The sequence below is a fragment of the Methylotenera sp. L2L1 genome (assembly GCF_000744605.1).
Classification (GTDB): Bacteria; Pseudomonadota; Gammaproteobacteria; order Burkholderiales; family Methylophilaceae; genus Methylotenera.
This window is the reverse complement of sequence record NZ_JQMG01000001.1, coordinates 1,299,581-1,322,569: the sequence shown is the minus strand read 5'-3', so window position 1 is coordinate 1,322,569 and position 22,989 is coordinate 1,299,581. Positions and strand designations below refer to the sequence as shown.

At 44.3% G+C, this 22,989-nt stretch carries 21 protein-coding genes; 11 read left to right on the top strand and 10 right to left on the bottom strand.

Going from position 1 to position 22,989, the window contains the following annotated elements; genetic code table 11:
• Positions 1-73: 73 nt before the first annotated feature.
• Together FG24_RS06310 and FG24_RS06305 are read right to left on the bottom strand one after the other, a co-directional pair.
• The gene (locus FG24_RS06310) at positions 74-442 is read right to left on the bottom strand and encodes a hypothetical protein (protein ID WP_235189726.1); all 369 of its coding nucleotides are present in this window, start codon (positions 440-442) and stop codon (positions 74-76) included.
• A complete protein-coding gene (locus FG24_RS06305; RefSeq protein ID WP_036302047.1) occupies positions 432-2,756 on the bottom strand; it encodes an FdhF/YdeP family oxidoreductase in 2,325 nt (774 codons plus the stop codon). The genes FG24_RS06310 and FG24_RS06305 overlap by 11 nt, the downstream gene beginning before the upstream one ends.
• A gap of 381 nt (positions 2,757-3,137) precedes the next feature.
• Between FG24_RS06305 and FG24_RS06300 the strand changes: the two genes are divergently transcribed.
• The 3 genes from FG24_RS06300 (at position 3,138) to FG24_RS06290 (ending at position 6,489) form a co-directional block, all read left to right on the top strand.
• A complete protein-coding gene (locus FG24_RS06300) occupies positions 3,138-3,425 on the top strand; it encodes a co-chaperone GroES (RefSeq protein WP_015831377.1) in 288 nt (95 codons plus the stop codon).
• 306 nt (positions 3,426-3,731) lie between these two features.
• Entirely contained in the window at positions 3,732-5,372 is a 1,641-nt protein-coding gene (groL, locus tag FG24_RS06295) for a chaperonin GroEL (protein WP_036302046.1), read from the top strand.
• Between the two features lie 226 nt (positions 5,373-5,598).
• Positions 5,599-6,489, top strand: a complete 891-nt coding sequence (locus FG24_RS06290) for a hypothetical protein (RefSeq protein WP_036302045.1) — start codon at positions 5,599-5,601, stop codon at positions 6,487-6,489.
• Positions 6,490-6,567: 78 nt separating this feature from the next.
• Here FG24_RS06290 and FG24_RS06285 read toward each other — a convergent pair whose 3' ends face one another.
• Positions 6,568-7,524 (bottom strand): hypothetical protein, encoded by a 957-nt coding sequence (locus FG24_RS06285; protein WP_036302043.1) that lies wholly within the window; start codon positions 7,522-7,524, stop codon positions 6,568-6,570.
• A gap of 264 nt (positions 7,525-7,788) precedes the next feature.
• On the opposite strand from FG24_RS06285, the gene FG24_RS06280 reads away from it, so the two are divergent.
• The 4 genes from FG24_RS06280 (at position 7,789) to FG24_RS06265 (ending at position 11,453) form a co-directional block, all read left to right on the top strand.
• Entirely contained in the window at positions 7,789-8,415 is a 627-nt protein-coding gene (locus FG24_RS06280) for an FKBP-type peptidyl-prolyl cis-trans isomerase (protein ID WP_036302042.1), read from the top strand.
• Positions 8,416-8,533: 118 nt separating this feature from the next.
• Positions 8,534-9,313: an alpha/beta fold hydrolase gene (locus FG24_RS06275; RefSeq protein WP_036302040.1), complete on the top strand. Its 780-nt coding sequence runs from the start codon at positions 8,534-8,536 to the stop codon at positions 9,311-9,313.
• Between the two features lie 254 nt (positions 9,314-9,567).
• Positions 9,568-10,818, top strand: a complete 1,251-nt coding sequence (locus FG24_RS06270; RefSeq protein ID WP_036302038.1) for an OmpP1/FadL family transporter — start codon at positions 9,568-9,570, stop codon at positions 10,816-10,818.
• 209 nt (positions 10,819-11,027) lie between these two features.
• Positions 11,028-11,453, top strand: a complete 426-nt coding sequence (locus FG24_RS06265; RefSeq protein WP_235189725.1) for a cupin domain-containing protein — start codon at positions 11,028-11,030, stop codon at positions 11,451-11,453.
• 133 nt (positions 11,454-11,586) lie between these two features.
• On the opposite strand, the gene FG24_RS06260 is transcribed toward FG24_RS06265, so the two are convergent.
• Together FG24_RS06260 and FG24_RS06255 are read right to left on the bottom strand one after the other, a co-directional pair.
• Positions 11,587-12,732 carry a hypothetical protein gene (locus FG24_RS06260; protein WP_036302034.1) on the bottom strand — a complete coding sequence of 382 codons (1,146 nt, stop codon included), beginning with the start codon at positions 12,730-12,732 and terminating at the stop codon, positions 11,587-11,589.
• A gap of 300 nt (positions 12,733-13,032) precedes the next feature.
• On the bottom strand, positions 13,033-13,935 hold the full coding sequence (locus FG24_RS06255) for a LysR substrate-binding domain-containing protein (RefSeq protein ID WP_036302033.1): 903 nt from the start codon (positions 13,933-13,935) through the stop codon (positions 13,033-13,035).
• A 173-nt stretch (positions 13,936-14,108) separates the two neighbouring features.
• Here FG24_RS06255 and FG24_RS06250 point away from each other — a divergent pair, with 173 nt between their 5' ends.
• From FG24_RS06250 to FG24_RS12710, 3 genes are read left to right on the top strand one after another with little or no spacing between them, the layout of a single operon-like run.
• Positions 14,109-14,810: a pirin family protein gene (locus tag FG24_RS06250; protein WP_036302032.1), complete on the top strand. Its 702-nt coding sequence runs from the start codon at positions 14,109-14,111 to the stop codon at positions 14,808-14,810.
• A gap of 52 nt (positions 14,811-14,862) precedes the next feature.
• The gene (locus FG24_RS06245; RefSeq protein ID WP_036302030.1) at positions 14,863-15,741 is read left to right on the top strand and encodes an SDR family oxidoreductase; all 879 of its coding nucleotides are present in this window, start codon (positions 14,863-14,865) and stop codon (positions 15,739-15,741) included.
• Between the two features lie 58 nt (positions 15,742-15,799).
• Entirely contained in the window at positions 15,800-15,964 is a 165-nt protein-coding gene (locus tag FG24_RS12710; protein WP_160172171.1) for a hypothetical protein, read from the top strand.
• A 57-nt stretch (positions 15,965-16,021) separates the two neighbouring features.
• On the opposite strand, the gene FG24_RS06240 is transcribed toward FG24_RS12710, so the two are convergent.
• Positions 16,022-16,846 (bottom strand): DODA-type extradiol aromatic ring-opening family dioxygenase, encoded by an 825-nt coding sequence (locus FG24_RS06240; RefSeq protein WP_235189724.1) that lies wholly within the window; start codon positions 16,844-16,846, stop codon positions 16,022-16,024.
• Between the two features lie 480 nt (positions 16,847-17,326).
• Between FG24_RS06240 and FG24_RS06235 the strand changes: the two genes are divergently transcribed.
• Positions 17,327-19,543: a UvrD-helicase domain-containing protein gene (locus FG24_RS06235; protein WP_036302026.1), complete on the top strand. Its 2,217-nt coding sequence runs from the start codon at positions 17,327-17,329 to the stop codon at positions 19,541-19,543.
• 193 nt (positions 19,544-19,736) lie between these two features.
• On the opposite strand, the gene FG24_RS06230 is transcribed toward FG24_RS06235, so the two are convergent.
• From FG24_RS06230 to FG24_RS06215, 4 genes are all read right to left on the bottom strand, one after another.
• Positions 19,737-20,516 (bottom strand): BPSS1780 family membrane protein, encoded by a 780-nt coding sequence (locus FG24_RS06230; protein ID WP_036302025.1) that lies wholly within the window; start codon positions 20,514-20,516, stop codon positions 19,737-19,739.
• Positions 20,517-20,661: 145 nt separating this feature from the next.
• Complete coding sequence (locus FG24_RS06225) at positions 20,662-21,603, bottom strand: homoserine kinase (RefSeq protein ID WP_036302023.1); 942 nt, start codon at positions 21,601-21,603, stop codon at positions 20,662-20,664.
• A gap of 108 nt (positions 21,604-21,711) precedes the next feature.
• Positions 21,712-22,059 carry a DUF2782 domain-containing protein gene (locus FG24_RS06220; protein ID WP_036304013.1) on the bottom strand — a complete coding sequence of 116 codons (348 nt, stop codon included), beginning with the start codon at positions 22,057-22,059 and terminating at the stop codon, positions 21,712-21,714.
• 86 nt (positions 22,060-22,145) lie between these two features.
• A complete protein-coding gene (locus FG24_RS06215) occupies positions 22,146-22,874 on the bottom strand; it encodes a TIGR00730 family Rossman fold protein (RefSeq protein WP_036302021.1) in 729 nt (242 codons plus the stop codon).
• Between the last annotated feature and the right edge of the window lie 115 nt (positions 22,875-22,989).

Here is a 22,989-nt window from a genome sequence, read left to right as displayed (position 1 = left end):
TTATACTACAGCCTAGCCCTGCACAGCCGGCGTGACTACTTGGGTTCGCTCTAGGTTCGTTGCTGGTGTAGCCTTAGGCCACTTGCAATGCGAGAGACAGCTCTTCACCGCTAGCCGTCAGCGCAGCAACCAGCCGCTCTTTTTGCGTGGAAACGTCCACCAGCGCTTGCTCGCTTAATGCAGTCATCAACCGTTGTAGCGTACTCATGCGTATATCCAGACGCTTGCAGATGACAGCGAGTGACACATGTGCACGGCCTGCTTCATGCTCTGCATGCAGCAATTCCAGCACGCCCAGCATCAACACGGCGCTATGATCTAACTGTACAGGGTCGAATTGTACCGGGCCTAGCTGAACTGAATCCAGCGGTACAGCGTCAAGCGAGCCATAAGCAAAGCCCGCCCGCGCCTGCACTTCATGATAATCACACTCAAGCAGCATTAGCCACCTCAGGCGCTGTGGTTTTCTCGATAATCACCGGGATGGACTTCGAAGTTGGCGTGCGTGAGTGATCAGCCACACTCTCCAGCGGCACCAGGTTATTGGTTTCCGGATAGTAACCACTCAAGCAGCCCTGCGGAATGTCGTAGGAGACAACTAAGAACTTGTCCGCTCGACGCGTAATGCCATCCTGCCAAATGCTAGTCAGGTTAATCCAATCACCGGCCACTAACCCCATGCGTGTGATATCTGCCGGATTCATGAAAATAACGCGGCGCTGACCAAACACGCCGCGATAACGGTCATCCATGCCATAAATCGTGGTGTTGTACTGGTCGTGTGAGCGCGTAGTCATCAGCACGAACAGCTGGTCGCCATATTGCTCGCGTGCCTGGTGGATAGGCGAGCGAGACGGGATCTCCTGCACTGTGAACTCAGCCTTGCCTGATGGCGTATTCCAAATACGCTCGCTAGAAGGTACCGGCATACGGAAACCACCAGGCTGCCTGATGCGTTGGTTGTAGTCTTTGAATGCCTCCGGCATGGTCTGCTCTATCACGTCGCGGATTTTACTGTAATCCTTAATGTATTCCAGCCACGGTGTTTTACTGTGTTTGAGTGTGGCATGTGCAAAGCGCGCCACGATGGCAGGTTCAGAAAGCAGTTGCGGTGACGCTGGCTTATTCATACCGTAGGATACGTGCACCATACTCATGGAGTCTTCCACCGTTACACCTTGTGCGCCAGTTTCCTGCGTGTCGATTTCAGTGCGACCCAAGCATGGCAGAATAAGTGCCTCTTTGCCATGCACCAGATGACTCCGGTTAAGCTTGGTAGTGACATGGGCAGTCAGGTCGCAATTACGCATGCCCTGCCATGTACGGTCTGTATCCGGTGTAGAAATTGAAAAATTGCCGCCCAAACCAAAGAAGAATTTAGCTTTACCATCAATCATGGCCTGAATGGCAGCCACCGCATCGTAGCCAGGCGCTTTGGGCACATTGAGATCAAATACACGATCCAGGCTTTCAAGAAATGCTAATGGCATCTTTTCATAAATGCCCACGGTACGGTTACCTTGCACATTGCTATGCCCACGCACTGGGCACAAGCCCGCACCTTCCTTGCCGATATTGCCACGCAGCAGCATAAGATTGACCAGCGTCTTGATGGTGGCCACGCCGTGCTTATGCTGGGTAAGACCCATACCCCAAGTTGAGATCACGCGATCACCCGTCGCATAAATACGGGCGATTTCTTCAATCTGCGCTAATGGCACACCGGACTCTTCCAGAATCAAATCCCAGCTTTCCTGACGCGCATCTTGGGCAATCGCTTCAAAATTATTGGTGTGCTGCTGAATAAATGCCAAGTCTACGACACGCTCAGTGCCATGCTTGATCGCTTCATCATCCCACTGAATCAAGAACTTAATCATGCCCTTGATTAGTGCTAAGTCTCCGCCCAGCTTAGGCTGAATAAACAAGCCACTGATCTTGCTACCCTTGAAAGATAACATATCGAATGGGCTTTGCGGGTCGGCAAAACGCTCCAGACCGCGCTCTTTCAATGGGTTAATCGCAACAATGCGCGCACCGCGCTTGGCGGCCTCACGTAGCTCACCCAGCATACGTGGGTGATTGGTCGCAGGGTTTTGACCGAAAATCAGTAAAGTGTCAGCATGCTCAAAGTCATGCAGTGTCACCGAGCCCTTACCTATGCCCACAGTAGGCGGCAAGGCCATGCTGGTAGATTCATGGCAGAGATTGGAGCAATCTGGAAAGTTATTGGCGCCGAACTCACGTACAAACAGCTGATAAAGAAAAGCCGCTTCATTGCTGGCGCGACCAGACGTGTAGAAAATAGCCTCATTCGGGTCAGCTAACGCATTTAAATGCGCTGCCATCAGCTCAAATGCACCATCCCAGGAAACCGCTTCATACTTGTCCGTTGCCTGGTTATAGCGCATAGGGTGAGTTAAGCGACCCTCATTTTCCAGGTCAAAATCGCTCCACTCCATTAGTTCAGCGACAGTATGTTTCGCAAAGAACTCAGGTGGCACACGCTTGGCAGTGGCTTCAGCGGCAACCGCTTTCACGCCGTTTTCACAAAACTCAAAAGTAGAGGTGTGCTCTTTATCAGGCCATGCACAGCCCGGGCAATCAAAGCCATCAGGTTGGTTCTGCGCCAGCAGGGTTATGACACCCTTCACAGGAATTTTCTGTAATGCAAGCTGCGCTGCAACTTGTTTTAATGCACCCCAACCGGCGGCAGGATGATGGTATGGCTTAATAACGGCTTTTGGCTGTGACATAAATCTTTACTTAAAATTTGAAAACGCGAGCTGGCTTTGGTAAAGCTGACCCACGTATGAATACGGAATAACGATGAGAGCATCGTAAGGGAGATCACAGATGCAAACCAGACACAGAAACGGGAAGTTTTTAGAGTACAGTTGGGAAAGACTGCATCTACAGGTGCCCATTACTGGCGTGCGCAAACCAATCGCACAGCCCACATCTATACCCAAAATCAGATGGCAGCGACAATTGCGAATATTTTAATATTAGCTCTTGAAATCACTTAATTGATCCCCAAATTAGCAATCGAGGTACGGGAGTGCTAAAATGCAGCATTACCTATACAATTTTGTATTTAACCAATTTACTTAGCATAACTCATCAGGAGAAATTGAATGAAAATTCGTCCATTACACGACCGCGTGATTGTTAAACGTTCAGAAGAAGAGCGTACAACCGCGTCTGGCATTGTAATCCCAGATAGCGCAACAGAAAAACCAGACCAAGGCGTTATTCAAGCTGTGGGTTCAGGTAAACGTGATGAAAGCGGCAAAGTGATTGCCCTTGACGTTAAAGTTGGCGACAAAGTACTTTTCGGCAAATACGCCGGCCAAACCGTTAAAGTTGACGGTGAAGAGCTATTAGTTATGCGCGAAGAAGACATCATGGCTATCGTCGAGTAATTTGGCGGTCTGCGAGTTCGCGCTACTGCGTTGCTCGAAGCCGTTTAAGCTTGCCGTACTTAACGTACTGCCTGCGCTTAATACGTTTCTCGTGCCTAGTATCGCTTCCTCTCGCCACACCAAATACGATGACCTAATTCGGCTTTTTTAATTTTTAATAGGATATGCAAAACATCAGAGCGAATAAATAAGTAGGCGCAGCAAGGCGCAAAAACCGGAGTTTACAAATAGTAAATGAGGATTTTTAAGCGTTGATGCAACACCCTTATTTAGAGCAAAATGTTTTGCCACAACAGGAGATTTAACATGGCAGCAAAAGACGTAAGATTCGGTGACGACGTTCGCCAAAAAATGGTAAACGGTGTCAATATTTTGGCAAACGCAGTGCGCGTTACTTTAGGTCCTAAAGGCCGTAACGTAGTGTTAGAGCGTTCTTTCGGCGCACCTACTATCACTAAAGATGGTGTTTCAGTCGCTAAAGAAATCGAATTAAAAGACAAATTCGAAAACATGGGCGCACAAATGGTGAAAGAAGTTGCTTCTAAAACCAATGACATCGCTGGTGACGGTACAACAACTGCGACAGTATTAGCACAAGCAATCATCCGTGAAGGTATGAAATCTGTTGCTGCTGGTATGAACCCAATGGACTTAAAACGCGGTATCGACAAAGCAGTTGAAGCAGCAGTGGCTGATTTAAAAGCACAATCAAAACCATGTACAACCAGCAAAGAAATCGCTCAAGTTGGTTCTATCTCAGCTAACTCAGACACATCAGTTGGCCAAATCATTGCTGATGCAATGGACAAAGTAGGTAAAGAAGGCGTAATCACTGTTGAAGATGGTTCAGGCCTTTCAAACGAGTTAGACGTAGTTGAAGGTATGCAATTTGACCGTGGCTACCTATCACCATACTTCATCAACAACCCAGAGCGTCAAATCGCTTTAATGGACAATCCATTCGTGTTGTTGCATGACAAAAAAATCTCAAACATCCGTGACTTGTTACCAACTTTAGAACAAGTAGCTAAAGCTGGCCGTCCATTGTTAATCATCGCAGAAGATGTTGATGGCGAAGCATTGGCAACATTGGTAGTGAACAACATCCGCGGTATCTTGAAAACTGTTGCTGTTAAAGCACCTGGTTTCGGTGATCGTCGTAAAGCAATGCTAGAAGATATCGCTATCTTAACTGGCGGTACAGTGATTGCTGAAGAAGTTGGTTTGAAACTTGAAAACGTAACACTTGAAGATTTAGGTCAAGCAAAACGTATTGAAGTAGGCAAAGAAAACACGATCATCATTGATGGCCACGGTGTAGAAGCAAACATCAAATCACGCATCACACAAATCAAAACTCAAATCGAAGAAGCGACAAGCGACTACGACCGTGAAAAACTACAAGAACGCGTAGCTAAATTAGCTGGCGGTGTTGCAGTGATCAAGGTTGGCGCAACAACTGAAATCGAAATGAAAGAGAAAAAAGCACGCGTTGAAGATGCATTGCACGCAACACGCGCAGCAGTTGAAGAAGGTATCGTAGCTGGTGGTGGCGTAGCATTGATTCGTGCACGTGACGCTATCTCTAAAGTTAAAGGTGACAACCTTGACCAAGAAGCTGGTATCAAAATCGTATTGCGCGCAGTTGAAGAGCCATTACGCCAAATCACACAAAACGCTGGTGTTGAGCCATCAGTAGTGGTGAACAACGTTGCAGCAGGTACAGGTAACTACGGTTACAACGCTGCTAACGAAACCTACGGCGACATGATCGAAATGGGTATTTTAGACCCAACTAAAGTAACACGCTCAGCATTGCAAAATGCAGGTTCAGTCGCTGGCTTAATGCTAACAACTGACTGTATGGTTGCTGAACTACCTAAAGATGACGGCCCAGCGATGGGTGGGGATATGGGTGGGATGGGCGGCATGGGCGGTATGATGTAATTCCATTCTTCACTTCTTTGGTGATGCGTTGTTGGTTTCACCGTTTGCGCCTAGTCGTACTAAACGTACTGCCTTCGTTGCAAACGGCTCACCGCCTAGCCTCACCTTCGAATTGAAGCTGGAATGCCGTTGCAGCATTCAAAAACAAAAAGCCTCGCATTGCGAGGCTTTTTGTTTGGGTGCTTTATACTTTCCTTATTCACACTTTATATCAAGGTACCAGACCATGTCCGAATTGCGAGCGCACATTGCCAATTGCACAGTAGCAGGTATGGAGTTTTCAGAATATGGTCATTCTGCGATACGCGACACAATAAACTTTGAAATCAATGGTCGAATTTTTATATTGAAACAAAACCGAAATATTGTTGAAGGTAAACTCCAAGAGTTCAAAGGTCTGTTCTGTGAAACCACTGAGTTGATAATAAACAACGTAAAGGAAAATGATTTAATTGAAATTGAATCAGACATTCATAAATTTTGCTGGCTTTTGTCATTTGCATGTTTATCGAACGTTGTCTTTTATGGATATGATTATGCTGGCAATCAAAACACTGGTCGCCGATGGGCAGCAAGTGGAAAGCTAGCTTTCTCTAGACCAACAATTGAAATTAGAGATGGTGGCATTGTTAAGTCATTTGTTGAACAAACTTTCAACAACTACAAGTCTCTTGAAAATCCAAGAAAACTTAATGTAGCAATTCACTACATGCTTTTGATTGAAAACAACAATCTTCCAATAGAAGCAAAACTTGCATTATCTTTTGTGCTTTTAGAGAGCTTGAAAAGCAGTTTTGCTCATTCAAATGATATTAAATATATAAATAATTATTTTAGGAAAGGGGATAACCCTACTAAAAATTCAGAGAAATATAGTTTTAAAGAACTTCTAGAAATGATGTTTAACGAAGTTGGTATAGCTAAAGACTTAAGCCAAGTAAAAACAATACGTGATGAAATAATTCATTCAGGCTTAACACAACTACATCAAGACTGTGCTGTCAAATTACACGATGACATTCATGACTTATGTAGGGAATACTTATTGAAATTATTGGGTTATAACGGAGAGTACTTGCTATATTCATCTGGCAGCAACACTATTGCAACCATCTAAAATAATTTTTATTACGTCAATTATCAATACACAAATTCGCAACTACCACAATTCCTCATAGCCAGATATCAGCCATATTTATTCTTGCCAGCTTGTTACTCGATCATTCTCTGAATATACATAAGTCCTCGATCTTGGATAGATATGTTGAATGTGAACACCGTAACGTCCTACGGATTTATTTTCATCATCAGGAATTCCCCAGGATGCATATAGATCACAAGTACTAATGTTTAGCTTTAGAAGCTGGGCTTTAGCTATGTGCTCGTTCACCTTAATTTTTCTACGACTAGCTTCTTTTTTTATAATGTTTTTCATATCAGAAGCCGAGCCAAAATCTGAAATATACTCACCTCTGAGCATTTGGCCATAGTATTCACAGAATTGCCTTGTTGAAATTATTTTGATATTTTCAGGTGCGTCTTTTAGCTCTTGTACTTGCTGATCTTTGCGAGCTTGTAGTCTATCTGTGATTAATTTTTCTTTTTTAATCTTCTCTGCTTCTATTGCTGCAAGTTTGGCAGATTCTCTTTTTTCTCGTCTATTTTGATTTTCTTCATCAATCAATTTTTCTTGAGCTAATATTAGTTTCTTTTCTGCATCAATAAAGCTGATTTTTTGCTCAGGCGAAATATTACTTACACATGCATCTTTAAGTAATTGAAGATCAACATGATCACCATCGGTGAGATACAAATTCCTCACATAGCCGTAACTGGCATGCATATCGTTATAAGTAATATGCCCTTTGCTACTGTCACTGTTGAGGGAGATCTCATACCATGCCCCTGCATGCCAATTAAATGGTGTTTTATCGAGATTTTCTACTAAAATTTGTATAGGTGCCTCATTCGGATATTGATCACCTGTCGATTGCTTTTTGTATATTTTAAAGTTATCTCGACAAGTACTATTTTCGTAATATACCCATAATTTCTTACCAATAATCGGATCGTCAGCGGGCTCGGGATAATCAGCACTAGCAACTGTTGAGTATAGGAAAAAAATTGCTAGTAGATATTTAACGGTTTTCATATAAATACATTTTTTTAATTATTTAGATACAGAAAATGAGTCACTAACAGCTTAGTCAGATAATGACCTTTAAACCCAAACACCTACTACTAACTTAGTGGCGTTTTCAGAGCCGTCCCCTCCTAACGGGCAGGATATTGATCAAAGTATAACTTACTCAAGCGAGGTTTTGTTTTATCTATCATTCTCCGTCATAATTACGCTTTATGCTGCTTGCATCAATCGCATTAAAAGCACCCCCTCAAACAACGAAAGAAACACACAATGGCAATTGAATTAAACACTTTAACCCAACGCTTAAGTTATATCGTTGGTGAAAATATGGCGCATCAGCTTAAGAATGATGGCTTAGCTTTAGACGCAGACGCAGTTGCACAAGCTGTTATCGATGTAATGGCAGATACCCCATCACGTTTAACTGATGCAGAAAAAAGAAGCACGGTTGAACAAGTGCAAAAAGAGAGCCAAGAAAAACAAATGGCGGCACAGGCTGAGCAATCTGCAAAGAACCAAGCGGAAGGTGCTGCTTATTTGGCTGAAAACGCTAAAAAAGATGGCGTAATCACCACAGATAGCGGCTTGCAATATAAATCATTGGTGGCTGGTGATGGCGCAAAACCAAGCAAAAGCAATAAGGTAAAAGTGCATTACAGAGGTACGCTAATTGACGGTACGGTGTTTGATAGCTCTTACGACCGTGGCGAGCCTATCGTTTTCCCGGTGACTGGTGTGATTGCCGGTTGGGTTGAAGGTTTGCAGTTAATGAACGTGGGCAGTAAGTTTGAGTTAACTATTCCATCAAACTTGGCTTATGGCGCAAACGGCAGTGGCCCTGCGATTGGCCCAGATGCAACCTTGATTTTTGAAATTGAGTTATTAGCGATTGAATAATAGCTAGCACGTACAGGGTAGGTAACTTAGTTTAATTTAGCTTATCTACCCTGTTTTACCCCATGTAACATTGCAGGCATTAACACTTATCACCTGCCCCAATCTTTTATTATCTCCCATGCAATTACACTACCAAACCCTAGGTGATCCAATCTCAGGAAAAGGCCAACCTCTTATTTTGCTGCACGGTTTATTTGGCTCTGGCGATAACTGGGGCACAGTTGCCAAGCATTTTTCGCAGCACTACCAGGTGATTAGTGTAGATTTACGCAACCACGGCAGATCTCCGCATAGCGACTCGCAAACCTATACAGAGATGGCAGATGACCTGCTGGAACTATGCGACGCGCTTGGCTTAGACCGCATCCATTTACTTGGCCACTCACTGGGCGGAAAAATGGCGATGCAATTTGCGACACAATACCCTGATAAGCTAGAAAAATTGATCGTGGTAGACATGGCAATACGCACTTATCCCGATGCATATACGCATATTATTGATGCCATGATGGCAGTTGACCTCAGCGCTATGCAAAGCCGCAGCGACGTGGATAAAGCATTGACCAGCAAGATTCCCCACACCATGGTGCGTCAGTTTTTACTGATGAATTTAATCAAAGCTGAAAACAAGCTCGCGTGGCGCATTAACCTAGCAGCGCTCAGAGCAAATTACCCTCACCTGATACAGGCCGTATGTGAACATACGCGTTATGAAAAGCCTAGTCTATTTATCCGCGGTGAGCGCAGTGATTACGTGCGTGATACAGACATAGCGCATATCAGCACCCATTTCACCAACGCACAATTTACCAGCTTAGCGGCAAACCACTGGGTGCACGCAGAGCAGCCGCAGGCATTTATAGAAGTAGTTGACCGCTTTCTTGCTGGTAGTAAATAACGCCATCCACTTGACTATAAAACCAATCATAAGCAGTTGATTGATAGAGCACTTCTCGATGCACTGAAAGTATAAAGTGCCTACCAACGCCTACAGAATACAGAATACAGAAATATTGTCGTAAAAGATTAAATATAGATTATGCTAATTGCATAATTAAGAACCATAATGCAAAACGCCATTATTAAAAAATTAGTACAGCAATATAAAGTCCAACACTCATAGCGCTATATAACTAAAAAGAAATAACAAAAATGAATCGCCACCATATTATTGCACTGCTACTTTGCGGGCTATCCATCACTACACCCAGCCATGCGACAAACGGCATCAATTTAATTGGCTATGGTGCAGAATCTACACTCATGGGGGGAGCAGACACCGCTGTAGCACGCGATACCAGTGCGTTAAACACCAACCCTGCAGGGTTGGCGCAAATCAAAGGTAAGTTGTTTGATGCGTATGGCTCAATGCTACGCACCACTGATTTGGCACACAAAGACGCACGCAATGACCAGCATGCTGACAATCGTTACGTCTTTCTTGCTGGCGGTGGTTACGCACAACAATTGGAAAACTTACCCTGTACCGCGGGTATTGGATTTTTCTCACAAGGTGGTGCAGGCGCAGTGTTTAAACACATTAAAACGCCATTTGGTACCGATGACGAAATGAGTTCTCTGTTTGCTATTGCAAAAGTAACGCCTGGGATTGGCTGCCAAGTGACAGACAATCTTTCCATAGGTGGCTCTGTTAGCTTGGTTTACGCGAGTATTGAGCAAAAGTTCTTTTACAACACTCCCCCTACCGCTAGTTTTTCAGGCTTTGAAAACAAAGGCGCAGATACTATTCGCTTCGGCTTCAAACTAGGCGCTCAATATAAGTTAAACGAGCAATGGACGCTGGGCGCAAGCTATACAGAAAAAACTGAACTACCGCTTACTGGCGGTACGGCTAAATTTAACTTTGGCGCGGCTGGCATTGCTAAATATGACAACCTCAGCATTAAAGGATTTGCACTACCGCGTGAAGTGGCGATTGGTGCAGCGTTTAAGCCTAATGCCGATTTATTACTGTCAGCAAAAATCAATTGGCTTAACTGGGCAGACGCCATTCACGATGTAACGACTACATGGAGTGAAACCTCAAACACCTCTGCACCAGCCTCAACGGTAAATGTCAGCCAACAAGATTGGCACAATCAAATAGTATATGCGCTAGGTGCAGCCTACACTTACAATGACAAAACCACTTTATACGCAGGCTACAACTATGGCAAAAATCCGGTGCCAAAGCAAAACTCCAATGCTTTACTCGCGGCCACTTTAGAACAGCACGTTACACTGGGCTTTGCTCGTAAGCTAGATGAAACATGGAAACTCACCAGCGGTATTGAGTTTTTATTACCTAAAAAAGTGACTTACGATAGCCCATTGTTCGGCAACAATACGGAGGTACGCAATGAGGGATTCTTTCTGCATTTCATGCTGAGCAAACAGTGGTAAAACATTCTATGCGATAAAAGATGCGTGCCTCGCCTTGCTCGAGGTAATTCAAAAAAGCGTACATCCCGAACCAAACACAAAAACGCCACCCTCTCGCAACACCGATATTGGGAGCATCAACTTCATAACGAGGCAAACGACATCTGCCACATAAAGTATTGTTAAGGCGCAATGCACACGCTACCAAACAGAAACGGAATGATATGAAAATGCTAAAAATAATTTATCCACTTGTTATTGCATTGGTATGTCATTCCCAAGCATATGCCTTGGAGCAATCTGCTTCGGTCAAGGTTTCTACAGTATTGAAAACGGAAACAAGCTGGGACGGCAAACCTATTGAATACCCATCAGGAAAAGCTGAAATCACAGGTATGGTTGTCGAGATCGCGCCTAGCGGTGAAACAGGTTGGCACTTACACCCTGTACCGTCATTCGGCATGGTGCTGGAAGGCGAGTTGGAAGTTCAACTAAAAAGCGGTGAGATAAAACGGCTAAAGTCTGGTGAAGCGCTAGCAGAGGTGATTAACACACTTCACAATGGCCGTAATGTTGGTGCTGTTCCGGTAAAGCTGGTTGTTTTCTATGCTGGTTCAGTAGGCAAAAAACTATCAGAGACAGAAAAGTCACACTAACAAGTCTCAAACGTCCAGTGTTTTGCGCTTCACTGGACGCCCTCAACCGTTACAGCTAAGCAGCGCATCACCTATTTGGTTGCTGCTTAGCTCTGCCCCTCCATTAAACAGGGCTTAGTAATCGTCGCGCTATTTAGTGCTGATCGGTATCAATTATTTTTGTGTCAAAACCAAATAGATTACCTGCCCATATCCACATCACCAAAGCCAACACTCCAAACGGCATGTAGCCCATATAGCCTAAAAGCGGCATTTCTGAAAATATATGAATCACATTAACATAAGGGATATCGTATACCCAGTAATTGGGATTAGTAATCGGCATTTGCGGATGCGCACTGCCGTAGTTCCAACACTCCCAAACAAACCCATTCAACATGGTTGCTAGCGCAACCAGCAGCGCAGAGGTCCAATTGCCTTTTGCCATATCAGCAAACGGTGTCCAAATATTAAGCTTGATGAGTAAGCCTGAAAACACCATCAACACGCCTATCCATAGCACCCAAAATAAAGGATAAGGCCAAAATACCATTAGAAATAATAATACATAGCCTGCGTACAATAAAATATTGCCATTGATGGAAACTTTGGGGCCTTGAGAGTACCTACTGACCAAACTAGGGCAAGTATTCAACAGCATGTACCATTGAAAAATAGCAGGCCAAACAGTGGTGTATGCTAGTAAAAATATCACCACTACCGTCTCATGTGACAATGAGGGAATACTCTCTGATTGCGGATAGTACCAATTGCCTAAAGCAAAATAATTGTAATACTCAAACACATACCAGCCAACCAAGGAAACCAAAGCGCTTATCAGTAGTGTTTTGGGTTTGGATGACAACAAAGACTGCCCATTGTTATAACGATAAACAACGCCGTCTAGTGTAAAAATAAAGCTCCACCATAGAGGTGTAAACGCATAATAAACCAGGCTGCCAAATATAGTCACTCGCGTCCACATCAGCCATAAGAAAAACATTGTAGACACTAAACCTACCCAAAACCAGATAGGTAAAGGTAAGGGTTTGTTAGGTGCCACAGGCGTGACTTTTTTAAAACCAAATAACGTGGGGGAAATATATAGTGCCAGCACAACCAACTCTACGAAGGCCAACGCACAGAATATAATTAAATTAAAGCCTGGCGCATCTGCTACATATTGCGGAGGAAACAAACCAAAGCCAGGTGGCAAATGCGTATCGGGGTAAGCAAACCAGCTTGCAATTAGAGGTACGAGTAAGGCGAGCATGATGGGGATTATTAGTTTTTTCTTCATTTATTTGCAATCTCATTGTTAATAAAAAAGTATCGCTACACTTAATCTACAATCTGAATTTACAAATCTGCTTACCAATAATCTAGACGCGTTTATTTTGAGGCATCCGCTCAACTGTCGTACTTCTAGCATGTTGAGACTAAATGTTTCACGCTTCATAGACAAAATGGAAAGCTCGCTTGCATGCGTATAAATTCAAACCAAGCAAACACTATCAGTCAGTGACGTTAGAAACAATCCCCCATATAGAATAAATGGTTAAGCACATAAACTAACCGACCATTCAACGCGTCCCCTACCTCACCATAGCTTGGCCGCCATATTCTGTGATTTGATTCTATCTACCCACCACTTTAAACCAGCCCCCGCATCACCACTACGCCAAGCCATGTAGATGGGTTCTGGCTGGCGTGGTTCTTCCACCTGTTTTTCTACCAGCAAGCCTTTTGAAATGGCATCACGCGCCAATGGCTCGGGTAAAAAGCCAAAGCCCAGACCGGCTAGCTGAAACTCATATTTTGTACGCATATTAGGCACTGCCAAGGTTTCTTGACCAAACAACAGGCCAACCGTGCGTGGCGGCATTTTTCGCACCGAGTCGCTCACCGTAATCGCGCGATGCTGATACAGCTCAGCCTTACCTAAAGGCTTATTCACGTTGGCTAAGGGGTGATTAGGTGCAACAGCAAACACAAACTGTATCGTATCAATCACCTCTGCGTTATAACCACCGCCCGATGGCCCCTCACCCGCCGCCCCTATCAGCAAGTCCACGCGCCTATCCATCAGCGCTTCCCAACTGCCGGATAACGCCTCTTGTGCAAACCGCAGCCTGGTCAGGTTGGCGACTTTATAAAACTCGGTAATATCCTCAACCAACGCCGTGGCAGAGAATACCGAATCCATGCCGATAGATAGTTCGGTTTCCCAGCCTGAAGCCACACGCCGCACTCTATGCTCAAGGTCTTCTGCCGCTTTCAGCAGATAGCGCCCTTCTTTTAATAGCTCTTTACCTGCGCTGGTTAAACTCACTTTGGGACCTTGGCGTTCAAATACTTGCACGCCTAAATCCTGCTCCAGCTTACTAACCGTGTAAGAAATGGTGGATGGAACTTTATGCAGTTCATTGCCCGCAGCAGCGAACGAGCCGCCACGGTCAATCGCATCAATAATTAATAAAGAATCTAGGCTTATTCTGAACATTCGAATTTTTCGATGATAGGTTGATAGTTTTTCCGTTTTTCAGATGGAAATTAACGGTTCATAATGCTTCTCACATTAACCGGCAATCATTTAGCAGTAAATGTGATGTTTTAAATTATCGCATATAGATAAATGATACAGAAGCCACCAAGCACAAAGAGGAGTCATTGATTATGTTACAGGTTCTTAAAAATAGCCAACGCGGTTCAGCTGACCATGGCTGGTTGCAATCTAACCACTCGTTCTCATTTGGCCATTACTACAACCCAGAGCAAATGGGCTTTGGTCCGCTACTGGTCATCAATGAAGACCGCGTACAACCTGCCCTCGGCTTTGGCACCCACAGCCATGAAGACATGGAAATTATCAGCTATGTATTGAGTGGCGCACTAGAACACAAAGACAGCATGGGTAATGGATCTGTGATTCGTTACGGTGACGTACAAAGAATGAGCGCGGGCACTGGTGTTAGCCATAGTGAATTTAATCACTCTAGTACTGAGCGTGTGCACTTTTTACAAATATGGATTAGCCCAAACGTAACAGGCATTACCCCAAGCTATGAGGAAAAGCATTTTGATGCGGCATCAAAAACAGGTCAATTGCGTTTGATTGCCTCTCAGGACGGAAACAATGGCTCAGTACTAATTCATCAAGATGCAAGGATTTATGCATCTATCTTGAACGATGGCAGCCCATTAACACATGTATTAGCTACAGGTAGAACTGGCTATGTGCATGTGATTAGAGGCCAGGTCGAAATTAACGGCATTAAATTGACCACAGGCGATGCCTTAAAAATTCAAGAAGAAGCATCCATTGAGTTTGCCAATGCCGTAGATGCAGAACTATTGATGTTCGACCTACCTTACTAACCTTATTTATTTACTAACTTTTAATTACTTTATATATTTTAGGAGCAATACCATGACACAAGAAACCATTTTAATCGTAGGCGCAGCAGGTAATAACGGCGTAGCGGCAATTGAAGCATTAGTGAACAAAAATGATAGCAACATCAAAGTAGTGGCTGGCGTAAGAAGCGCAAGTAAAGCAGCGCAATTGAAAGAAAAATTCCCAACTATTGAAACCGCTATTTTTGATTTAGACGAACCAGCTACCTTGCAAACTGCATTCACAGGGGTGACAAAAGTCTACATCATTCCAGGTAACGTAGAGAACAGAGCACAACATGCTAAGAACACGGTAGACGCTGCAGTAGCAGCTGGTACGGTAAATCAAATCGTGCTGCTATCAGTAGTTGGCGCAGAGTGGGAGGCGATTCTGTTTGCTAAACAGTTCCGCGAGGCAGAAAAGTATTTGGAAGCATCAGGTTTGCCATGGACGCACCTGCGCACTATCTGGTTCCAAGATAACTTTTTTGGCTGGGCGGATGGCGTAAAAAGCGGCAAATTATACTTTGGCATCAGAGAAGGCAAACTTGCACCATTAAACGTGCAAGATATTGGCGAGGCAGCCGCGGTAACACTCACGACAGCAGGCCACACCAATAAAGCTTACAACATTACTGGTCCAGAGTTGTTATCAGGCAGCGACATTGCCGCAGCATTCTCACGCGTGACTGGCCATAGTGTTGACTATGTATCACCTGATGAAGACACGACTTATGCATCATTAACAGGCTCAGGCTGGCCAGAGTGGCAAGCAAAAGGTGTGCTTGAACTGTTTGAGGTGTTTGCCTCTAACCAAGCGGCGGTGGTTACTACTGATGGCGAAACTTTACTTGGCCGCCCATTAACCAGACTTGAAGACTTTATTACTGCCAACAAAGCTGCTTTTATTTAAGTAGTGTTACTAGCGAAAGACACTCCCAAGAAAAAACTTGGGAGTTTTAGTCTAATCAATGACATACAGAAAAGAGAACAAGATGATTTTACAAAGCATTGCCACTTGGAGACACTCAATTTTCAGCATGAGTGCTGAGGGAGAATCTAACACTACAGACTTACAACAAATTGATTTAGATGCAAAATTTAGAGAAGAAGAAACATGGCTGGGGATAGGATGATGCCCCTTAACTGGCTTGGCGGTCATTAGTTCGCTAAGCCAGCTTACAGCCTAAACATTAACCAAATCGGTAAGAAGCCATTACCACACCAAACACCGCATCAGTAAAAATACGCTCACCGATACTATCACCCGCTGCACCTGCCACCACCATCAACGGGATAAGATGATCTTCTCTTGGGTGAACCAACCGCGCACACGGCGCTTGCTCCCAATCTAGCAATGCCTGATTACGCTGCTGCGGATCATGATTAGTCACTGCTTCATACAAGTATTGCTCAAATTGCACAGAGGGCTCAAGCGATGCCGGCCTGCCAAAACCACGCATATTATGATAAGTGAGCCCGCTACCGATAATGAGCACGCCCTCATCTCTTAACGGCGCAATGGCTTCACCAAGCTTGATATGTTCAAGCGGGTCATAAGTGGTTTTCATGGAGAGCAGTACAACAGGAATATCCGCATCAGGGTACATCAACATTAGCGGTACAAAAGTACCGTGATCAAACCCTCTTTGCTCATCCTCCAATACACTCACCCCAGTTAACGCCAACAGCTCGCTAACTCTTTTAGCCAATTCAGGGCTACCACTTGCAGGGTACTGCACATGATAAGTATGCTCGGGGAACCCGAAATAGTCGTACACCATCGGCGGTTGCTGTGCGGTAGATACCGTAAATTGCGGCTCTTCCCAGTGGCCTGTAATCACCAAAATCGCTTTAGGCTTTGCAGGAAAACTTGCTGGTAACTTGGCTAACTCAGCCTCTGTAACCGCAAAACGCTGACGCAACTCTTCAATATACGGCCAAGGCCCGCCACCATGAGAGATAAACAACGTAGGAAATCTAATGTTTGGTTTCATATTACTAGTAGTTGACTTCATACAAGTAAGCTACTCCTAATTCCTTACGTTTCAAACATTCACATAGTGAATTTACAAATAATTACAAGTTATTTACAATTAGTAAGATTTGCGTTTATACTCATGCTTATAAATTAAAGCCTTTGCTCAAATAGCAGGCAAAAAAAGACCCCAACCAAGGGGATGAAATTGGGGTCCAAAAAGTGCCTCATCGTCTAAGGCTTCCGCTCAGGGAGGATTGGAGCGGAAAGGTAACTTGCGTTACCTGTAAGCTCAGACTGAGCCTTTTCAAAATAAGTTCCCAAAATAAATGTGAAAGACTTTCGTTTTTTTGCACACGCTCTATTGTCTGCACTAATCTTGCAGCGCCTGATAAATCCTCGCCATGCTCGATATCAAAACATACATTCAACATACGTCCAAAAGGCATATCCGAAACATATGTAAGCGCTAGCCACATATGAAATATTCGGTTTAAGTAGTCATGCTAAAATATCGGCTATGAATAGCCAATCGCAAACCACCATGCAAGACCCTCTGTTAGCTGGATTAAATAATAAACAGCTTGAGGCTGTCACTTTACCCCAACAGTCCGCACTGATTTTAGCTGGTGCCGGTAGTGGTAAAACACGCGTACTGACTGCGCGTATTGCATGGCTGATCCAAACTGAGCAAGTCTCCCCCACTGGTTTGCTTGCTGTCACCTTTACCAACAAAGCGGCAAAAGAGATGCTCACCCGCATTACTGCATCGCTACCCATTAATACCCGCGGCATGTGGGTCGGCACTTTTCACGGTTTATGTAATCGTTTATTGCGCGCACACCACCGCGAGGCTGGGCTGCCTGCCAGCTTTCAGATTTTAGATATTGCCGACCAGCTTTCAGTCATTAAACGCTTAATGAAGCTGATGAATGTGGATGATGAGAAATTTCCGCCTAAGCAAGTACAAAACTACATTAACGGCTGTAAAGATGAGGGGCTACGCGCGCATGCGGTTGATGCTTACGACCCACACTCACAAAAGTTACGTGAGATTTTTGAAGAGTACGACAAACAATGCCAACGCGATGGCGTAGCTGACTTTGCCGAGTTGCTATTACGCTGCTATGAACTGCTGGAGCGTGACACGAACATCCGTCAGCATTATCAAAATCGTTTCAGATACATCTTGGTGGATGAGTTTCAAGACACCAATCGCCTGCAATACCAATGGCTAAAGCTACTAGCTGGCAGCAACAACTGCATGTTTGCTGTGGGTGATGATGACCAATCTATTTACGGTTTCCGTGGCGCACGCGTTGGCAATATGCGCGACTTTGAAACCGACTTTAACGTGCAAAGTATAGTGAAGCTGGAAGAGAACTACCGCTCACACAGCAACATCTTAGATGCCGCCAATGCCATTATTTCGCACAACAAAAACCGTTTAGGCAAAAACCTATGGACCAGCGCCGGTGCTGGTGAGCCTGTACGCGTTTACCAAGCTTACAACGATAATGATGAAGCCCAATTTATTGTTGATGAAATTAAAATGCTACATGCTGAAGGCACTGAGCTAGGCGAAATGGCCCTACTCTATCGCTCTAATGCGCAATCTCGCGTATTAGAACATGCCCTGTTCTCGGCCAACTTGCCTTATCGCGTTTATGGCGGCTTACGCTTCTTTGAACGTGCAGAAATCAAACACGCACTTGCTTATATGCGCCTGATTGCCAATGCGAATGACGACACGGCACTATTGCGCGTGATTAACTTCCCGGCGCGCGGCATCGGTGCTCGCAGTTTAGAGCAATTGCAAGAAGCAGCACGCGCTCAAAATTGCAGCCTATGGCAAGCCGCCATTAATAAAGTGGGGCACGGCAAGGTTGGTGGCAAAGGCATTGATGGCTTTGTCGCACTGATTAGACAAATGGTGGACGAAGCTTATGGGATTAGCCTCTCTGAACTGGCAGAGCTCGCCACCACGCTTTCAGGCCTGAAGGCTCATTACCAAAATGAAAAAGAAGGCGAAGACCGTATCGCCAACTTGGAAGAGCTAGTCACGGCGGCAGTTGCCTTTACCAATCAGGATTTTGGCAACCACAGCAACGCAGATGGCGAGACCGAACAAGACCTGCTCACACAGTTTTTAAGTCATGCCAGTTTAGAAGCGGGTGAGCATCAAGCCGATGTCGGGCGTGAAGCCTTACAACTCATGACCGTACATGCGTCTAAGGGACTAGAGTTTAAAGTAGTGTTTATTAGTGGCCTAGAAGAAGGCCTGTGCCCGCACGAGCAAAGCACATACGAAGCCAATGGCCTAGAAGAAGAACGTCGATTAATGTACGTAGCGGTAACGCGTGCCAGACAACGTTTATATCTCAGCCACGCGCAAAGCCGCATGTTGCATGGGCAAGTACGCTATGGCATCCCATCACGCTTTTTGGATGAAATTCCGGAGGAACTACTCAAACACTTAAATAGCAAGCCTGTAGCTAAATCTGGCTATGGCAGAGACTACAACGAGCTACCCGCCATGATGAGTAAACAGCAAAGTAGCACGCAAAAGAATGCAATGCCGTGGAAAGTAGGCCAGCAAGTAGCGCATAGTAAATTTGGTAATGGTGTTGTGGTGAGCTACGAGGGCAACGCTAACGACATGCGCGTGCAGGTGAATTTTGGGCGTGAAGGCTTAAAATGGCTAGCGCTGGAATTTGCAAAACTCACGGCTATTTAAGCAAGCCAGAAGTACACTAAAGTAAAGCAAGCTAAGCAAACCTAGCAATAAAATCCAGCAGTAAGTGATCACTACGCTTAGTCAACCCAATAGGTCAGGCCATAAAAACAAAAAACCTAGCAGCTAAATACTAAAATTTAGCTGCTAGGTTTTAATCCGCCACACTGAATTAAGCGCAACTTAATGTAGCGACTTAAACTTGGTCTTGGTCTAGATTTTGGCTTGGTGCTTCTATGCCAAAGATATCAGCATAGCTGGTGTACAAACTGGTCATCATGACAGGAATAATAGCAACAAACACCACTGCAAAAATCACATGCAAGCTAACCACCAACCACATAGCGGCCATTAGCACCGCCATAAATATCAGGCCATACAGCAAAAATGGTAGCATATTCTTTAAACAGGCCACAAAGCTTAGCTTCATGGCATCAACTGCTTTCAATTGATTAAGCCCAGCTAACACTGGCGCAAACCAATATCCCATCAGTACAGGCATCAAAAAAAGCATCGCAATCAACAATGGTAATAAAACAGTGCTGGCTTGCTCAGGGCTTAAATCTTTGCCTTGTGCAATCAGCTCAATGGTTGGTCTATCCATCATGAGCACAACAAACACGGCAATCACGAGCAAACTCATCATATAAATACCACCAACGGCGATTAACTGTGAGGTATTCTGCTTAAATCCTTGGAACAGATGATTGATTTCTAAATCCTGATTACGTGTAAGCGCCTGACAACCCCACATCATGCCTGCCGCAAAAACAGGGGCAAGTAATGTACTCACCACAGAACCCAATATAGGCACCAGTGAAACTGGAATCATAATCGCTAGATAAATCACCAGCAAAATGATCCACATCACCGGATTAGCTCTAAACAAACCAATACCATTCACAATCCACAGCCATGCGCTTGCTGCTGGCACTTGCCTAATGACTGGAGCTTGCGTGTTTAGATCTTCTGCCATGATACTTTCACCTCGGGATTTAACTCAGGTCACTTTGTATAGTGTTTTAAATTACAGTGTTTTAATATAGTACTTAAAATATTAGCACTTAAATATTGTTTAAAAATAACGCCTACAGCCCAACTAACTTACTCATCAAGAGTCATTAACGTTGCATTGAGCGTAACTTAAGTATGTTTTTAAAATGGTCAGGATCTTTTGCATGCGTTAACTCACCCGCTTGCGGGTAAATTTGATCATACAAGCGTGACAACCAAAAACGTAATGCGGCAATACGCAACAAACCATTCCACGCTGCATGCTCAGCTTGTTCAAACGGCCTAACCGCTTGATAAGCATTCAACATTGCCTCAACCTTAGCTGTATCTAGCTGCCCATCTACCTGTACGCACCAATCATTAGCAACAATCGCCAGATCATAAGCAAGCACATCATAACAAGCATAATAGAAGTCAATCAAACCACCGACTTTATCACCATCAAACAATACGTTATCACGGAACAAATCAGCATGAATAATGCCTTTAGGTAATGCTGAGGTATCAAGCTCAGCTTGAAATGCCAAGGTTTCAGCCAGCAATTTCTGATCATCTGCCGACAAGTGTGCCATCACTTTTTGTGCGGTTTGATGGCGCCACTCAGCGCCACGCGGGTTCTGATGCGCATGACCTGATGATTGTGCCGCAAACGTCTGTCCTGCCTGATGCATTTGCGCCAGCACTCTGCCAACCTCAGCACAATGCACTGCATTTGGCGCAGTAATATCGCGACCATTGAGGCAACTAATCAGCACTGCTGGCTTACCGTTAAGCATATGCAAGCTTACCCCTGCCTTATTCGTGATAGGGTCAGGACAAGGCACACCGTGCTCAGATAAATGGTGCATTAAATCAATAAAGTATGGGAGCTCATCAATCGTGTTGTGTTCAAACAAAGTGAGTACGTACTTACTTTGCGTAGTCGTCACAAAGTAATTGGTATTAGTAATGCCTGAAGAAATACCTTTTAAGTCAATTACTTCACCAATCGGGTAATCTTGAAGCCAAGCTTGTAATTGCTGAATGCTAACTGAGGTAAAAACAGACATAGGTATATTTAAAAACTGGAAATAATTAAAGGCGAGGCATTATAACAACCATGTGAATGAAAGCATGCTACCTCATTCACATGAGCGCTTGAATAGTGAAATGACCAATTAAAATCTGAAAATGGTCCATTTAGGCACAGATAATGGCGGATTTGGCCCCACATTGACCCAAGCACCGTCTTGATCTTCACGGTGCAAGTAATAAGGCACACCGTGCTTAGGGGTAATTTTCATCATATACAACTGGCCGCCAACACGATATTCCTCAATCGTTTCGCCTTGTTTTTTGATAATGGTAATCACTGGCTCATCAGGGTTGTCTTCTGCACTGATGCTTGGCGGTGGAATATCTTCCAATGGCTGAAGGTTTGATGGTAGATCTTTAGCTTGCGCCAACGCTGGTAAAAGCATTGCCGCTATCAGTAAAGACGCTAGATTTTTGTAATTTTTACGCATAATAATCACCACCCTTAACAGCATGAACACAACTCACTAATCAATATCTTATTCTATCAAAAACCACCCGACATAAGACCATATGCCTATAAATAAAGCTGAATGCGCTCTTCTTCTGCAGAAAGCTTGAAGCCGCGTGTTTCGTAATGTTTAAAGATGGCTTGTACGATTTCAGCTGGGTCATCAATCATCTGTATCAAATCCAGATCATTAGCCGAGATCATATCTTCGTTCACCAAGGTTGTTTTCACCCAGTCCACCAGCCCGCGCCAAAAAGGCTCGCACACCAGAATAATTGGTATCTTGAGCGTCTTCCCTGTTTGCACCAAGGTGATGGCTTCCATCAACTCATCTAAGGTACCAAAACCACCTGGCATCACAACATAGGCACTTGCATACTTCACAAACATGACTTTACGCATAAAGAAATGTTTAAAGTTCTGGCTAATGTCTTGGTATGGATTTGCATTTTGCTCATGCGGCAACTCAATATTCAAGCCGATACTTGGTGAGCTTCCTGCAAACGCGCCTTTATTGGCTGCTTCCATAATGCCGGGACCACCCCCTGATATCACAGCAAACCCAGCATCAGACAGCCTTCTGGCGATATCTACCGTCAATTCATAATAAGGGCTATCTGGCTTGGTGCGTGCGCTGCCAAAAATAGAGACTGCCGGGGTAATTTCTTTTAGACGCTCGGTCGCATCCACAAACTCAGACATAATCTTAAACGCATGCCAAGACTCAAGCCCAGTATGGTGCATCCCCTGCACATCAGGGTCTGTGATTTTTGGAATTTTTTTAACGATGGTCATGACTGAGAAATCCTTGATGAATGAAATACCAACATTTATATAGGCTAAATTAAAACCTTGCGTATAAAACAATTTTTAAGCATGCCATATATGTTTTATTATGTAGGCGATTAAA

Coding starts and splice junctions, on each gene's coding strand:
- FG24_RS06305 (WP_036302047.1), bottom strand. CDS start 2,756: ATGTCACAGCCAAAAGCCGTTATTAAGCCATACCATCATCCTGCCGCC.
- FG24_RS06300 (WP_015831377.1), top strand. CDS start 3,138: ATGAAAATTCGTCCATTACACGACCGCGTGATTGTTAAACGTTCAGAA.
- FG24_RS06215 (WP_036302021.1), bottom strand. CDS start 22,874: ATGACCATCGTTAAAAAAATTCCAAAAATCACAGACCCTGATGTGCAG.
- FG24_RS06220 (WP_036304013.1), bottom strand. CDS start 22,059: ATGCGTAAAAATTACAAAAATCTAGCGTCTTTACTGATAGCGGCAATG.
- FG24_RS06240 (WP_235189724.1), bottom strand. CDS start 16,846: ATGAAGTCAACTACTAGTAATATGAAACCAAACATTAGATTTCCTACG.
- FG24_RS06280 (WP_036302042.1), top strand. CDS start 7,789: ATGGCAATTGAATTAAACACTTTAACCCAACGCTTAAGTTATATCGTT.
- FG24_RS12710 (WP_160172171.1), top strand. CDS start 15,800: ATGACATACAGAAAAGAGAACAAGATGATTTTACAAAGCATTGCCACT.
- FG24_RS06245 (WP_036302030.1), top strand. CDS start 14,863: ATGACACAAGAAACCATTTTAATCGTAGGCGCAGCAGGTAATAACGGC.
- groL (WP_036302046.1), top strand. CDS start 3,732: ATGGCAGCAAAAGACGTAAGATTCGGTGACGACGTTCGCCAAAAAATG.
- FG24_RS06310 (WP_235189726.1), bottom strand. CDS start 442: ATGCTGCTTGAGTGTGATTATCATGAAGTGCAGGCGCGGGCGGGCTTT.
- FG24_RS06265 (WP_235189725.1), top strand. CDS start 11,028: ATGCTAAAAATAATTTATCCACTTGTTATTGCATTGGTATGTCATTCC.
- FG24_RS06250 (WP_036302032.1), top strand. CDS start 14,109: ATGTTACAGGTTCTTAAAAATAGCCAACGCGGTTCAGCTGACCATGGC.
- FG24_RS06285 (WP_036302043.1), bottom strand. CDS start 7,524: ATGAAAACCGTTAAATATCTACTAGCAATTTTTTTCCTATACTCAACA.
- FG24_RS06255 (WP_036302033.1), bottom strand. CDS start 13,935: ATGTTCAGAATAAGCCTAGATTCTTTATTAATTATTGATGCGATTGAC.
- FG24_RS06260 (WP_036302034.1), bottom strand. CDS start 12,732: ATGAAGAAAAAACTAATAATCCCCATCATGCTCGCCTTACTCGTACCT.
- FG24_RS06290 (WP_036302045.1), top strand. CDS start 5,599: ATGTCCGAATTGCGAGCGCACATTGCCAATTGCACAGTAGCAGGTATG.
- FG24_RS06225 (WP_036302023.1), bottom strand. CDS start 21,603: ATGTCTGTTTTTACCTCAGTTAGCATTCAGCAATTACAAGCTTGGCTT.
- FG24_RS06275 (WP_036302040.1), top strand. CDS start 8,534: ATGCAATTACACTACCAAACCCTAGGTGATCCAATCTCAGGAAAAGGC.
- FG24_RS06270 (WP_036302038.1), top strand. CDS start 9,568: ATGAATCGCCACCATATTATTGCACTGCTACTTTGCGGGCTATCCATC.
- FG24_RS06235 (WP_036302026.1), top strand. CDS start 17,327: ATGAATAGCCAATCGCAAACCACCATGCAAGACCCTCTGTTAGCTGGA.
- FG24_RS06230 (WP_036302025.1), bottom strand. CDS start 20,516: ATGGCAGAAGATCTAAACACGCAAGCTCCAGTCATTAGGCAAGTGCCA.